Source organism: Colwellia sp. BRX10-1 (assembly GCF_014077545.1).
In the GTDB taxonomy this organism is placed as follows: Bacteria; Pseudomonadota; Gammaproteobacteria; order Enterobacterales; family Alteromonadaceae; genus Colwellia_A.
This window is the reverse complement of sequence record NZ_JACGWC010000001.1, coordinates 147,236-161,474: the sequence shown is the minus strand read 5'-3', so window position 1 is coordinate 161,474 and position 14,239 is coordinate 147,236. Positions and strand designations below refer to the sequence as shown.

Here is a 14,239-nt window from a genome sequence, read left to right as displayed (position 1 = left end):
ATATCTAGTTAAAAGCACAGGAATTGTCAGGTGATCGTGATAAAACGCTTGAAGATCGTGTTAAATGGGTTAATATCCGCGACGAATAATAACAAAGAGCAATTTGGCTCTGGGAATAAATTATGGCTAGAAATTCAATACTAGGTGTCTTTGCAAAATCACCTATTAAACCATTAGAAAAACACATTCGATTGGTCACTAAGTGTTGTAATCAACTAACTCCTTTCTTTGCTGCTTGTGCTGAACAAGATTGGTCAAAAGCAGGGAAACTTCGCAGTAAAATCTCAAAATATGAACGTGACGCAGACAAATTAAAACGCGAAATACGCCTTGAACTTCCGGGTGGCTTATTTATGCCTGTTGATCGTGCTGATTTGTTAGAGTTACTTTCACAACAAGACAAAATTGCTAATAAAGCAAAAGATATTGCCGGACGTATTTTAGGACGCAAACTGGTTATACCAGAAACACTACAAGATTCTTTTGTGGCGTATGTTGCTCGAAATATTGAAGCCGCAGAAAAAGCAGCTGACGCGATTAATGAATTAGACGACTTATTAGAAACAGGTTTTCGTGGTCGAGAAGTAGCATTGGTTGAGAAGATGATTAACCAATTAGATGAAATAGAAGATGATACAGACGGCATGCAAATTAAATTGCGTAGCGACTTATTGGCGATTGAGAATGACTTAAATCCTATTGATGTAATGTTTTTATATCAAATTATTGAATGGATAGGTGATTTAGCCGATTTAGCCGAACGTGTTGGTGCTCGTTTAGAAATTTTACTGGCTAGAAAATAAGGCTTATTCATGGATATATTATTAACACATGGCCCTATGTTGGTCATTATTGCCGGCGTTGTTGGTTTCTTTATGGCGTGGGGCATTGGTGCAAACGATGTGGCTAACGCAATGGGTACATCAGTTGGCTCTAAAGCGCTAACGATTAAACAAGCGATTCTCATCGCGATGGTTTTTGAATTTGCTGGTGCTTATTTAGCGGGTGGTGAAGTTACTTCAACTATTCGTAAGGGTATTATTGACGCTTCTTACTTTGTAGATAGTCCGGAATTACTTGTTTTTGGTATGATTTCAGCATTATTTGCTGCTGCTACTTGGTTACTTATTGCTTCTATTTTAGGTTGGCCAGTATCTACAACACACTCAATTGTTGGCGCCATTGTTGGTTTTGCTGCCGTTGGTGTTAGTGTTGATGCTGTTGAATGGGGTAAGGTTATCGGTATCGTAGGTAGCTGGATAATTACGCCACTTATCTCAGGTATTATTGCGTTTATTATTTTTAACAGTGCACAAAAATTAATTTTTGATACGGATAACCCATTAACTCAAGCTAAACGTTGGGTACCTTTTTACATGTTTTTAGCGGGCTTCGTACTTGCTTTAGTCACTATTAAGAAAGGTTTGAAGCATTTAGGCTTAAACATCGGCTCTGTTGAAGGTTATGTATATGCGATTATTGCCGCAGTTATTGTCGCTGTTATAGGTAAAATATTCATAAACCGTTTAGAATTTGATGAAAGTGCTGCGAAGAAAACACATTATGCCAACGTAGAAAAAGTATTTGCGGTATTAATGATCGTTACTGCCTGTGCAATGGCATTTGCTCATGGTTCAAACGATGTTGCTAATGCGATTGGTCCACTAGCTGCGGTAGTAAGTATTGTTGGTAATGACGGTCAAATTGCAGCTAAATCAGCTATCGCATGGTGGATTTTACCACTAGGTGGTTTTGGTATTGTTGCTGGTCTTGCATTATTTGGTCACAGAGTTATTGCAACCATAGGTAATGGCATTACACATTTAACGCCAAGCCGTGGTTTTGCAGCTGAATTAGCAGCAGCATGTACAGTTGTTATCGCTTCAGGAACAGGTTTACCTATCTCAACCACACAAACGTTAGTAGGCGCTGTGTTAGGTGTAGGTATGGCTCGTGGTATTGCTGCAATTAACTTAACGGTTGTGCGTAATATTGTTGTTTCTTGGGTTGTTACCTTACCGGTTGGTGCAGGTTTATCTATCATTTTCTTCTGGGGAATGGCGGCAATTTTCACCTAGGCACACTTAGAAAATTTACTTTTAAAAAACCAACATTGATGTTGGTTTTTTTTATTTAAACTCCTGAATTTGTAAACTTTCAGTGGTAACCACTATATAATTAAAAAGTGATTAGGTAATGCTTGCCTGAACCACTATTACCCTATATTATAACGCCTCTTTGATGTTCTTTAGAATTTCAAACTGCCTTGATAGCTCAGTCGGTAGAGCAGAGGATTGAAAATCCTCGTGTCCCTGGTTCGATTCCGGGTCAAGGCACCATATTTCTCTTTATTGAGACGAAAAAGCCCACAAGCAATTGTGGGCTTTTTTTGTTTACACAGAAAAATTTATTTTCAATTAAATGAGTATCACTTCACTAAATTCCCGTTTTATATCAAACTTTCTTAATAGACATTATGTTATAAATATTGCCCTTGATATCTCTAGAACTTAATGATGATGAGTACAAAACAAGCGGATGAATCATTAGGCATTTTTTTTGCTTCATGGAGTGAAAAAAGAGCAGGGCGAATACCTGGTAATATCCCTATTTGGGTAGGAATATTATCTGAGTTAACAGAGTTTGGTATTTTTTTTGTCGCCTATTTTATCGCTAAATTATATTATCCTGAGATATTTTCTCGTGGCCCACAAAGCTTAAATACAACTATAGGTGTATTGAACACTATTGTTTTGTTGTCTAGCAGTTACTTTATGGCTAAGGCCATGGCTAGTGTCCGAGTTAATAATTTAGTGAAATGCGAACGGTTTTTATGGCTTGCTCTACTTTGTGGCTGTAGTTATTTATGCTTAAAAACCTGGGAATTTCACTGGAATGACTTACAAGGATATAGCACTAACACCAATGAATTTTTCACTGTCTATTACTACATGACGTTTAATCATTTTTTACATGTTGGCTGGGCCTCATGTGCCATATTATGGGTGATCTTCAGGCTAAGAAAAGGGGCATATTCAGCAAAAAGTCACACAGGTTTAGAGGCACTAGCTGTGTATTGGCATATGATTGACTTAATGTGGATCCTGATTTTTCCATTATTATATGTATTAAGGTAGCGTTGAAATATGAAAGGTATTGGAAAATTAGAATACTACTTAGTGGTATTAATTTTAATTACTTTGTTGAACACTTTTTTAGGTGAAAACTTTCAGTCAACGACAGTTGTTAGTGTTTTAGTTGCAATAACAATAATGTGCAAAGGTATTGTCGTTATTGATCACTTCATGGAACTTAAGGGGGCACATAGGTATTTGAGACTAATGATGAAAACTTACTTTGTAATATTCCCTTCGTTAATCATATTAACTGTTTTTTACTGAGCTAAGCGTCTTATTGACGTTTACTTAGTTATGGGTTTAATCATCCAAATTGAAAACTAATACCACTCACCGTTTTATTCAGGTTATTCATCGCAATAAATTTTTTGAAAGTAAACTTTTGTAAAGTCATTACAGCTTTTGATTAATACTGATTACAATTAAAGCATTAAAAGTACTATAAGTGGTTTCATCTTTTATGGAAAACCGTTTTCGAATACAGATCAAACACAGTGTTATGACTGTCCTAGCAACAACCCTGTTGTTGGCTTGCTCGAGTACATCTGAGCTTGATAAAAATATTAGAAATATTAACTTACCTGCGACTTGGCAACAAAGTGAACAGAATTTGCAAGTTGAAAATAACTGGCTAGAACAGCTTGATAGTCCTCAAGTTCAACAATTAGTGAGAACAGCACTAGCATCAAATCACCAATTAAAAATTCAAGCGTATAATGTTGAAATTCAAAAGCAACAACTGATCATTTCTGGCAGTACACTTTGGCCATCGCTTGATTTGTCTTTGCGTTCGGGTCGAAATAAATACAATGACTCTGATACTTACACTAATTCAAGTTCAGTTAATTTGAATTTAACTTATGAACTTGATTTATGGGGGAAACTATCTTCAGCTGACCAACAAGCTAACTTAACGTTTATGGCTGAACAGTCGAATTTTGAGCAAAGTAAACAGCAATTAGTGGTTGATGTTGTCACTACGTGGTTCGCGGTTGTTGAGGCAGAAAAGCTACTGTCACTTTATCAAGGTCGTGTAAAAAACTCCCAACAAAATTTAGACATTATTGAATCAGGCTATAACAGTGGCTTAAGTGAAGCACTTGATGTTTACCTAACACGTAATGAGCTAAACAATGAGTTAACTCGTGTTTGGGAACAAAAAACAGTAAAAACTCAATTAATTAGACAGTTGGAACGTTTAGTTGGTGAGTATCCCACAGGAACATTGTTAGTTGATGCTGATTTACCGCTACTAACCTCTGATATTCCCTTAGGATTGCCATCGGAGCTTATTAGCAGAAAACCTGAGTTAAAGTCTAGTTGGTATTTACTACTTGCTAAAGATGCTGGCCTCGCTTATGCACACAAACAACGTTTTCCAAGCCTAAGTTTAACAGCGTCGGTAGGAGACAGCGGTATTGATATAGATGACTTGCTATCAGGATCATCATTAGCATGGTCATTGTTTGGAAATATTTCTGCACCACTATTCAATGCTGGTCGTTTGGCTGCTAATGAAGAACAAGCGCGGTTAGCATTGAAACAAAACGAACAGCAATATCTTGAGCACTTATATAATGCATTTACTGAGGTTGAGAATGCGGTGACCCAAGAAAAAAGTTTAAAAAATAGCTATAAAAGTATGTTAGCTGCACAAGAAAATGCCAAAGTTGCCGCGACACTTTCTTTTGAACAATATCAAAGTGGTTTGGTTAATTATACTACGGTGCTTGATGCTCAATCACGATCGTTTGATGCACAAAGTACCTTGATAAAGCTTAAAAATCGCTTGATTGCCAATCGCATACAACTACATTTAGCACTCGGTGGCGACTTTACTGTGCCTGAGAAAACTGCCACAACTATTAATCCAAAGGCTGAATAATAATGTCTTCACAACCAAGTTTACATACAGAAATAACACAAAAACCAAGCACGCTAAAAAAATTGATCATCCTAGCTGTTATTATTGGCGTTACATTATCATTAGTCGCTTTGATTTATAGTAACCCGCCACAATCGAAAAGGGCTAAACCCTCAAAAGCGCCCCAGATGACAGTAGCAACAAAGATTTTAGCGCCGCAACGTTATCAAGTTATGGTGGAAAGTTTTGGTACGGTAAAACCTCGTACACAAAGCATACTTTTTGCGCAGGTTGCTGGCCAAATCACTCAAGTTAGTGGTCAATTTCGTGACGGAGGTTTTTTTGAAAAAGGTGATGTTTTAGTACAACTTGATGATCGAGATTACCGGTCAGAAGTAAAAGTATCACAAGCAAACCTTTTATCTGCCAACCAAGTATTACTTGAAGAACAAGCAAGAGTTCAACAAGCAGAAGCTGACTGGCAGCGGTTGGGAAATGGTAAAGTAGCCGGTGTTTTAGTGTTACGTCAGCCGCAACTTGAGTCAGCAAAAGCAAAAGTACTTTCTGCACAAGCACAATTAGATAAAGCTAAGCTATCGTTAGAACGCACCCAAATAGTGGCACCTTATGCGGGACGCATTTTGAAAAAACAAGTTGATATTGGTCAAGTTGTTACCAGTAACAGTCAACTTGCCACCATTTTTGCTGTTGATTATGTAGAAATTCGCTTACCGATTAATAATAAAGATCTTTCCTTGATTAACTTACCTGAAGTATATCGAGATATTGGTGAACAGGGTAATAAGGACGATGTAAAAATAAGCTCTGATTTAATTGGCCATCAATCATGGAATGGAAAAATAATTCGCACCGAAAGTGCTATCGATGAACAGTCTCAGCAGCTCTATGTTGTAGCACAAATTAATCGCCCCTATGATGCAACAACCTCTTTGGGATCACCGATAAAAATAGGTCAATATGTTACTGCCCAGATAACAGGGAAAGAACTAAGCAATGTTTTGGTTATTCCCAGCAATGTTATTTATCAGGGAAGCTATGTTTACACAGTCGAAAATGGCTTGTTAATTCGTAAAGAGGTTTTACTAGGGTGGCAAAACGGTAAAGAGTCAATTGTTGAGTCTGGGCTCGTTGCCGGTGATGAACTTGTGCTAACTTCTTTAGGACAAGTGAGCTCTGGAACTCCCGTAGCCATTGAAGGAAATATCCCGAGTAAAGCAAGACAAAATAACCCAAAAGCTCGTCAAAATAAGGCAAAACTTGAAGGCACTAAAAGATCAAAGGGTGAAGCACAATGATCGCCTGGTTTGCTCGAAATCACGTAGCTGCGAATCTGTTATTAATTACTATTTTAATTTTAGGTCTATTTAGTCTATCTGTGCGGATACCGGTTGAGGTTTTCCCCTCATTTGCCTCTGATCGTATCAATGTGAATGTCTCGTTACGTGGTGCTACGCCAGAAGATGTTGAAAAAAGTATTTCTATTCGCATAGAAGAGGCGATACAAGACCTAGAAGGTATTAAGCAAATTGCTAGTCGTTCATCTGAAGGCTCTTCAGCGGTTAATATCGAAGTTGAAAGTGGCTACGATGCACGAGAAGTTTTGGCTGATATTAAAAGTCGTGTCGACTCTATCAATACTTTTCCATCAGATGCTGAAAAACCTGTAGTGTCGTTAGCGACTCGAAAAAGAGAAGTTATCTCGGTTAGTGTCGCCAGTATTTATGGTGAAAAAGAAACGCGCGAGTATGCAGAGAAAGTACGCGATGAGTTGTTAAAAATATCTGAAATTACTCAGGCAGAGCTTAGTGGTGTTCGTAACTACGAAGTTTCTATTGAAATACCTCAAGATAAATTACAACAATATAACTTAACTATCTCCCAAGTGTCAGCCGCGATAAATAATTCTAGTACCGATGTTTCTGCGGGCAATCTAAGAACCGAAGGAGGGGATGTTTTATTATTGTCAAAGGGGCAAGCTTATCGTAAAAATGAGTTTTCTGACATCGCGATAAAGACTCACACTGATGGTTCTATTTTACGTTTGTCTGATATTGCGTTGATCACCGATGCTTTTGAAGAAACACCGGTAAGAACACGCTTTAACGGTAAGCAAGCCGCCTTTATCGACATCTATCGTATTGGTCCACAAAGTGCCATTGACGTTGCCGATGCAGTAAAAAACTATATTGATGAACAACAAGGAAATGTGCCGGTAGGTGTTGAGTTAAGTTATTGGGATGACGACTCTCAAATTGTAAAAAATCGTATTGCAACGTTAACAACAAGTGCGTTGCAAGGTGGTATTTTAGTCTTAGCACTACTGAGCTTATTTTTACGCCCGTCGATCGCCTTCTGGGTTTTTATTGGCATTCCTATTTCATTTATGGGGGCTTTTATAGCAATGCCTTTTTTTGGCATAACCCTTAACGTTATGAGCCTATTTGGCTTTATTCTAGTACTCGGTATTGTCGTGGATGACGCCATTGTCACCGGAGAAAATATTTATACCCATTTAAAAACAGCTAAGTCAGGGGAAGAGGCAGCCATAAGAGGTACTGAAGAAGTGGCTACACCAGTTACTTTTGGTGTATTAACCACTATTGCCGCTTTTTTACCTCTGGCATTTATTGAAGGTGCGCGAGGGGCATTGTTCGCACAAATTCCGGTCATTGTTATTCCTGTTTTATTGTTTTCTCTAATCGAGTCAAAGTTTGTTTTACCGTCACATTTAAAGCATTTAAAACTTCGTAGTCAAAAAACAAAAACATCTAAATTTAGCCAATTACAACAACGCTTTGCGGATGGCTTTGAAAACACAATTTTACGTTATTATCAGCCTTTATTAAAAAAAGCCATTAATTTTAAAACAGCGACATTTTTTGGTTTTGTTGGTGTTTTCTTAATTATCATTACCTTGGTCATGAGTGGCTGGACTAAATTTATATTCTTTCCAAGAATACCCAGTGAGACGGTAAGAGCTTCATTAACCTTACCAGCAGGCTCACCATTTGAGGTAACGAATAAACATATCTTAAAAATGACAGAGAAAGCGGAAGAGTTACGTGAGAAATATATTGATGAGGCGACGAATGAAAGTATCATTATTAATATTTTGGCGACAACGGGTGGCAGAGGTGGCACAACCAATCAAGGCAGTGTTCGTTTTGAAATAACGCCGCCAGAGTCTAGAAGCTTATCAATTGGTTCAACACAGTTAGTTCGCGAATGGCGGGAGCTTATTGGGCCAATTCCTGGCGCTGAAAGTATGACCTTTAGAGCCGAAATAGGTAGGTCATCAGACCCTATCCAAGTACAGCTTAAAGCAAGCTCTTTGGACTCGCTTAAAGAAATTACCGATAAGGTAAAGATACGCTTAGCTACTTACCCAACCGTTTTTGACATAGAAGATAGTTTGTCTGACGGAAAAGAAGAGCTACAAATCGAATTAACTGAGCAAGGCAAAGCGCTCGGGTTAACCAGAGTAAGTATATCTAATGAAGTACGCCGCTCGTTCTTTGGCTCACAAGTTCAACGTATTCAACGTGGTAGAGACGATGTTCGGGTAATGGTACGCTTACCTTTGAGTGAGCGCCGCACGACTGCTGATTTAGAAAATATTCTTATTGGAACTCCCAATGGTGGTTCAGTGCCTTTGGCACATGTTGCTCGCTTAATTCCAGGGAAAAGTCCATCAACCATCTCTAGAATCGATCGTTATAGAACGGCAAATGTTAGCGCTGATGTCGATAAAGAAAACACCAATATGACAATATTACAGGCCGATTTAAAAACTTACTTGGATGAGCTTCTTTTACAATATCCTGGTGTCAGTCATTCGCTTGAAGGTGAAGCTAAAGAGCAACGTGAATCATTTGGATCGTTAGCTTGGGCATTAGTTTTTGTTTTCTTTATTATTTATGCTTTGCTGGCCATTCCATTTAAGTCTTATCTACAACCTATTATTGTCATGAGCGTTATTCCTTTTGGTATGATAGGTGCCGTTATAGGTCACTGGATCATGGGCATGGAATTAACGATTATGAGCTTATTGGGCATGCTGGCATTAATTGGTGTGGTGGTGAATGACTCCTTGGTATTAGTTGATTTTATCAATAAAAAACGAGCCGAAGGTATTAAGCTTATGGAAGCAGTACTTACCGCGGGCGCTTCACGTTTTCGTCCTGTGATGTTAACTAGCTTAACCACCTTTATTGGTTTAATGCCGTTACTTTTTGAGCAATCAACTCAAGCACAATTCCTTATTCCAATGGCTGTTTCTCTTGGTTTTGGTATATTGTTCGCGACATTTATTACCTTGATTTTAGTGCCGGTTAACTACTTGCTTGTTGAACAGATAAAGGCGTTTTTTGGTGTTAAGCCTACGGGGTATGTTCTAGAGCAAGTTTAGCTTTTACATTTATGGTATTTCAAGCAATAAAAAACCCAGTTAAAAACTGGGTTTTTTCATTTGAAATAAAACTAGAAATCTTCCAGCATAAATTCTAACGAGTCTTCATATGCTTTTAGCTCTTTTTCTAATTGGAATCTTTCTTTTATAAGTTCTATTTCACGCCATTTTCTTTTCTTATTAGTGCTTTCTGAGGACTTAGGTCTTTTACCAAACGAGCCCATTACTTGTTCAAGTTTATCCATAGAACACTCCTTTTTATTTAACAGCACCTTTTTAATAACACATTCAAGATGATAAGCAAATAATTAAAGCAATAAACTCCGATAATACTTGGTGATAAAGTAACTCTTTTTAGGCTTTATTTTGAACTAACCGTATGAAAAATAGCTATTAAAGTAACTCAGCAAGCTGTTTTTCTAATTTTATCTGGTCAAGGGTAAAATTTCTGATCCCTTCAGCCAGTTTTTCTGTGGCCATAGCATCTTCATTCATTGCCCAACGATAGCTACTTTCTGATAATTTTTCTTGAGCGGCTAATTTGGGTTGCTCACTAAATAATTTTTGCTCAAGCGGGTCATTACACTTTGATAGTTCGTCTAATAGGTTTGGACTTATCGTTAAACGATCACATCCGGCAAGTTGACGTATCTCATCTATGTTTCTAAAACTTGCTCCCATCACCACCGTTTTATAACCTTTACCTTTGTAATAGTTATAAATGCTAGTTACCGAGATCACACCAGGGTCTTCATCCGCTGCGTATTCACTTTTGCCGCTATCCTTTTTGTACCAATCTAAGATCCGGCCAACAAAAGGCGAGATTAAGTAAACCCCTGACTCGGCACAAGCTTGTGCTTGAGCAAAACTAAACAATAAAGTTAGGTTACAGTTAATACCAACCTTTTCTAGTTGCTCTGCCGCTTTAATACCTTCCCAAGTTGATGCCAGTTTAATAAGGATACGATCGTTATTAATACCTGCTTCTTTATACATCGCCATAAGCTTATGTGCTTTGGCAATTGAAGCTTGAGTATCAAAAGATAAACGTGAATCTACTTCTGTTGAAATACGACCTGGTACAGTTTTTAAAATTTCTAAGCCAATTAATACTGATAGTTTATCAGCGGCATCAATAACTTGTTGTTCTGTATTTGATGACTGTGCTTTTGCCCATGTTACCGCTTCGGTAAGTAAATGTTGATAACCTTCAAGTGATGCTGCTTTTAATAATAGCGATGGGTTTGTGGTTGCATCTTGTGGTTGAAAATTTGCGATTGCTTCAATATCGCCGGTGTCAGCAACTACAGTAGTCATTTTTTTTAATTGAGAAAGCTGGTTAGTCATGTCCTTTACCTTTTTACGAAAAACTTAAAATTGGAGAATTATTACAACATAAATGGCTGAAAAAGTGATAAACCTTTGATGTAATGCCTAATATGACTATATTTGTAACAAATTTTCAATATATAGCAAGTATGTTCGACATTTTTTTAACTATGACGGTAATTGGCTTATCATTTATCTTCATGTTTAGCGGATTTATTGTATTATATGGGTTATATATTTTGATATTGTATTAAACGGGACCGTTATGCTACTTGTTGTTTCTCCAGCTAAAAACTTAGACTTTGAGTCACCATTACCCACTAATAAATTTTCTCAACCTGAGCTTTTAGCGCACAGTAAAGATTTAATTGACCATTGCCAAAAATTAACACCTGCAGAGATATCAACCTTAATGGGCATTAGTGATAAACTTGCTGGGTTAAACGCTGCTCGATTTGGTGAATGGTCAATGCCTTTTACTGTTGATAATGCTCGCCCAGCGGTATTAGCGTTTAATGGTGATGTTTATACCGGATTAGACGCCAAAACATTTAATGAAGATGATTTTGATTTCGCACAAAAACACATGAGAATTTTGTCAGGATTATACGGTTTACTCAAACCTCTTGATTTAATGCAAGCCTACCGCTTAGAAATGGGTTCAAGGTTAGCGAATGATCGTGGCAGCAACTTGTATCAGTTTTGGGGAGACATTATTACTGACCATGTCAATGAAGCATTGGCCCAGCAGGGTGATAAAGTGTTAATTAACCTAGCCTCTAATGAATATTTTAAATCAGTAAATAAAAAAAAGCTTCAAGGTGAAATAATTACTCCAGCATTTAAAGATTGGAAAAATGGTCAATTTAAAATGATCAGTTTCTTTGCCAAAAAAGCACGAGGTTTAATGGCACGTTATATCATTGAACATCGCTTAACAGAGGTTGAACAACTTAAATCCTTTGATGTTGCTGGCTATCAATATAGTGAAGAAATGAGTCAAGGTAATGATTTTGTTTATACCCGTAAAGAAACGCAATAGTAGCGCTAATGCATAAGCCTGCTTTAGTTATACTTAACCCACTAAGCTTTAAGTGGTAAATACATAGCAAGAGAACACAAAAAAGGAAAAGGAATGCTTACATTACTCGCTAAACTGTTCAATGCACTGAACTCAGAAAGCTCTACTCGGCAAATATCATTGGCCATAGCGTTAGGTTTTATCGTTGGACTATCGCCACTGCTTACCTTGCATAATATTGCTTTTATATTCGTGGTTTTATTTTTAAGAGTCAATATCGGCGGTTTTATAGTCGCTTGGGGATTCTTTAAAGGGTTAAGTTATTTGTTGTCATCATTGATCGTTACTGTTGGTGAGTCATTACTAACAGCAAAGTCATTACACCCTTTATTTGATGCTTTATATCAGTCTTCGTTATTTAAACTAGGCCATCTTCACCATACTTATACGTTGGGTGCTTTGGTGCTTGGCTGTTTATTAGCGGTGCCGTTATATTATCTAAGTAATTTTTTAATTGAAAAGTATCGACTACATATTAAAGCCTTCTTTGAGAAGTTCCGTATTGTTAAGGCATTAAAAGCATCAAAGTTCTACCGTATTTATAGCCACGTTTCTGGCCAAGGAGAGTTGTAATGAGTCGTTTTATTCGTTGGAAAGGGCTAGTTGGTTTTTTTGTGGTCATGGGATTAATGATCGCTTTTATTTATTTATTTGCAGACGCTTTAGTTAAGAAAGGTATAGAAAAATCAGGCGAATGGTATCTAGGTGCAGAGGTTAATGTTAGTGAAGTTGAAATTAACTATTTACCCTTAACACTGAGTATTGAAGGTTTCCAAGCAACCGATCCTGAAAAACCTAGCCATAATTTGGTGAGTTTTTCACAAGCCTCAGCCGGTGTCGATGTTTGGCAATATTTATTTGGTAAGTTATATATTAGCGAGTTAAACGTTGCTGAGTTAAGAATCGATCAGCCTAGGCAGTCTGTAGGTGAAGTCTATAGGCTTGGTGATGATACTGAAAATGGCAGTGACGGTGTAGGTGATTCAATGTTACCTAAACTTGATGTTAGCCTACCTAAAGCTGAAGATTTACTCAATAATAGTGATTTGCTAACGGTCAAACGTGGCAAAGCTTTAGAGCAAAGTTATCAAATCGAAAAGAAAAAGCTGCAAGCTGCTTATGAAACACTTCCGACTAAAGACGCGTTAGCAGACTATAAAAAGCAAGTAGAGCAACTCGCTAATATTAAGATAGAAAGTTTAGCCGATCTTGAAAAGCTTAATAAAGATTTTACTGCGCTAAAAACGAAGTTCGAAGCTGATCAAGTGGTCATGAACAAAGCAAAGCAGCAAGTTAGCGCTTCAAAAACATTATTAAGCGAACAGACTAAAGCTTTAAAAGATGCGCCAAGCGCGGATTGGAAAAACATTGAGAGCAAGTACCAACTTGACAGTGTCGATGGTGCTGATTTTGCTCACTTGTTGTTTGGTGAGCAAGCAAGAGAATACTTTGGTTATGCTGATACTGTTTATCGAAATATAGCACCGCTAATTAAATCTTCAAAAGTCGACAAAGAAGCACCAGTAGCAAGTGATCAAGGTCGTTATGTGCAGTTTAATGATGAAACACCTTTGCCCGACGTACTTATCGAACAAGCAAATTTTTCTTTAATATTGCCACAAGGTGAATTTGCAATTAGCGGCAAAGAATTGACACATCAGCACTGGGTACGAGGTAATAACAGTGTTATTAACGTTAAAAGTGACAATGTACAGGGCTCGGGGAAATTAACCTTAGGGTTAGCTTTCTCACTAGATAAGCAAGATGTTTTAACAGGTAAGGGGCAGTGGCAACTTGCCGATGTCACCTTAAAAGATGTTTCACTACAAAAATCAAGTGCTTTTACTTTAGATCTTAACAGTGGTTTATTATCAGGTAAGGGGTCTTTTTCATTCATTGATGACCAAATTGACAGTGAAAATAAACTTAACCTAGCTAATACTCAATATAGTGGTGCTGGCACTTCGAAGTTAAGTACACTCTTTATTGACACAGTTCAGTCTCTTAAGTCGTTGGCGTTAACCATAGCTGCAAAAGGTAAAATAACGGCTCCGACGTTATCTATCTCATCACCACTTGATAACCAATTAAAAGATTCAATGGTGCAGCAAGTATCAACTAAATTAACAAGCTTCAAATCTGACATTAAAGCAGGGTTAAACACTAAGCTTACTCAAGCTTTAGGGGGAAGTAATAAGGAAGCCGAGTCTCTAATGGATGTTGAAGCACTGATTGGAGATAGCGATAAAGCATTAGATGAGCTGATTAACTCAGATATCGTCGCAGCGAAAAAGAAAGAGTTTGAAGATAAACAAAAAGATAAGCTCAAAGATAAAGCAAAAGAAAAACTAGGGAAACTATTTGGTTAGGCTTGCTTAGCTTACTCATCATTAATGACA

At 37.5% G+C, this 14,239-nt stretch carries 12 protein-coding genes and 1 tRNA gene; 11 read left to right on the top strand and 2 right to left on the bottom strand.

The genetic code is table 11. The features are described 5' to 3' along the window. The first annotated feature begins 122 nt into the window (after positions 1-122). The 8 genes from H4J75_RS00735 to H4J75_RS00700 all read left to right on the top strand — a co-directional run bounded on the left by H4J75_RS00735 (position 123) and on the right by H4J75_RS00700 (position 9,430). Positions 123-803 (top strand): TIGR00153 family protein, encoded by a 681-nt coding sequence (locus tag H4J75_RS00735; RefSeq protein ID WP_182221086.1) that lies wholly within the window; start codon positions 123-125, stop codon positions 801-803. A gap of 9 nt (positions 804-812) precedes the next feature. Then, positions 813-2,078, top strand: coding sequence for an inorganic phosphate transporter (locus H4J75_RS00730; protein WP_182221085.1), 1,266 nt, complete (start codon positions 813-815; stop codon positions 2,076-2,078). Positions 2,079-2,263: 185 nt separating this feature from the next. Then, a tRNA-Phe gene (locus tag H4J75_RS00725) sits at positions 2,264-2,339 on the top strand. Between the two features lie 174 nt (positions 2,340-2,513). Beyond that, positions 2,514-3,137 carry a cytochrome c oxidase subunit 3 family protein gene (locus H4J75_RS00720; protein ID WP_259366311.1) on the top strand — a complete coding sequence of 208 codons (624 nt, stop codon included), beginning with the start codon at positions 2,514-2,516 and terminating at the stop codon, positions 3,135-3,137. 9 nt (positions 3,138-3,146) lie between these two features. Next, the gene (locus H4J75_RS00715) at positions 3,147-3,401 is read left to right on the top strand and encodes a cytochrome C oxidase subunit IV family protein (protein WP_182213473.1); all 255 of its coding nucleotides are present in this window, start codon (positions 3,147-3,149) and stop codon (positions 3,399-3,401) included. Positions 3,402-3,597: 196 nt separating this feature from the next. Next, positions 3,598-5,022 (top strand): TolC family protein, encoded by a 1,425-nt coding sequence (locus tag H4J75_RS00710; protein ID WP_182221084.1) that lies wholly within the window; start codon positions 3,598-3,600, stop codon positions 5,020-5,022. 2 nt (positions 5,023-5,024) lie between these two features. Continuing rightward, positions 5,025-6,317, top strand: a complete 1,293-nt coding sequence (locus tag H4J75_RS00705) for an efflux RND transporter periplasmic adaptor subunit (protein WP_182213477.1) — start codon at positions 5,025-5,027, stop codon at positions 6,315-6,317. Next, complete coding sequence (locus H4J75_RS00700; protein ID WP_182213478.1) at positions 6,314-9,430, top strand: efflux RND transporter permease subunit; 3,117 nt, start codon at positions 6,314-6,316, stop codon at positions 9,428-9,430. Before H4J75_RS00705 ends, H4J75_RS00700 begins: the two co-directional genes overlap by 4 nt. Positions 9,431-9,501: 71 nt before the next feature. Here H4J75_RS00700 and H4J75_RS00695 read toward each other — a convergent pair whose 3' ends face one another. Continuing rightward, entirely contained in the window at positions 9,502-9,675 is a 174-nt protein-coding gene (locus H4J75_RS00695; protein ID WP_083277925.1) for a DUF3545 family protein, read from the bottom strand. Positions 9,676-9,823: 148 nt separating this feature from the next. Then, complete coding sequence (tal, locus tag H4J75_RS00690; RefSeq protein ID WP_182221083.1) at positions 9,824-10,777, bottom strand: transaldolase; 954 nt, start codon at positions 10,775-10,777, stop codon at positions 9,824-9,826. Positions 10,778-11,024: 247 nt separating this feature from the next. Between tal and yaaA the strand changes: the two genes are divergently transcribed. The 3 genes from yaaA to H4J75_RS00675 all read left to right on the top strand — a co-directional run bounded on the left by yaaA (position 11,025) and on the right by H4J75_RS00675 (position 14,209). Further along, positions 11,025-11,801, top strand: a complete 777-nt coding sequence (gene yaaA / locus H4J75_RS00685; RefSeq protein WP_182176181.1) for a peroxide stress protein YaaA — start codon at positions 11,025-11,027, stop codon at positions 11,799-11,801. A gap of 93 nt (positions 11,802-11,894) precedes the next feature. Next, a complete protein-coding gene (locus tag H4J75_RS00680; protein ID WP_070374661.1) occupies positions 11,895-12,413 on the top strand; it encodes a TIGR03546 family protein in 519 nt (172 codons plus the stop codon). Further along, positions 12,413-14,209 carry a TIGR03545 family protein gene (locus H4J75_RS00675; RefSeq protein ID WP_182213483.1) on the top strand — a complete coding sequence of 599 codons (1,797 nt, stop codon included), beginning with the start codon at positions 12,413-12,415 and terminating at the stop codon, positions 14,207-14,209. Before H4J75_RS00680 ends, H4J75_RS00675 begins: the two co-directional genes overlap by 1 nt. The last annotated feature ends 30 nt before the right edge of the window (positions 14,210-14,239 follow it).

What these genes read in the sequence shown, in the direction of transcription:
- H4J75_RS00675 (WP_182213483.1), top strand. Translation starts at nt 12,413, where the DNA reads ATGAGTCGTTTTATTCGTTGGAAAGGGCTAGTTGGTTTTTTTGTGGTC.
- H4J75_RS00695 (WP_083277925.1), bottom strand. Translation starts at nt 9,675, where the DNA reads ATGGATAAACTTGAACAAGTAATGGGCTCGTTTGGTAAAAGACCTAAG.
- H4J75_RS00700 (WP_182213478.1), top strand. Translation starts at nt 6,314, where the DNA reads ATGATCGCCTGGTTTGCTCGAAATCACGTAGCTGCGAATCTGTTATTA.
- tal (WP_182221083.1), bottom strand. Translation starts at nt 10,777, where the DNA reads ATGACTAACCAGCTTTCTCAATTAAAAAAAATGACTACTGTAGTTGCT.
- H4J75_RS00720 (WP_259366311.1), top strand. Translation starts at nt 2,514, where the DNA reads ATGATGATGAGTACAAAACAAGCGGATGAATCATTAGGCATTTTTTTT.
- H4J75_RS00730 (WP_182221085.1), top strand. Translation starts at nt 813, where the DNA reads ATGGATATATTATTAACACATGGCCCTATGTTGGTCATTATTGCCGGC.
- H4J75_RS00705 (WP_182213477.1), top strand. Translation starts at nt 5,025, where the DNA reads ATGTCTTCACAACCAAGTTTACATACAGAAATAACACAAAAACCAAGC.
- H4J75_RS00710 (WP_182221084.1), top strand. Translation starts at nt 3,598, where the DNA reads ATGGAAAACCGTTTTCGAATACAGATCAAACACAGTGTTATGACTGTC.
- yaaA (WP_182176181.1), top strand. Translation starts at nt 11,025, where the DNA reads ATGCTACTTGTTGTTTCTCCAGCTAAAAACTTAGACTTTGAGTCACCA.
- H4J75_RS00680 (WP_070374661.1), top strand. Translation starts at nt 11,895, where the DNA reads ATGCTTACATTACTCGCTAAACTGTTCAATGCACTGAACTCAGAAAGC.
- H4J75_RS00735 (WP_182221086.1), top strand. Translation starts at nt 123, where the DNA reads ATGGCTAGAAATTCAATACTAGGTGTCTTTGCAAAATCACCTATTAAA.
- H4J75_RS00715 (WP_182213473.1), top strand. Translation starts at nt 3,147, where the DNA reads ATGAAAGGTATTGGAAAATTAGAATACTACTTAGTGGTATTAATTTTA.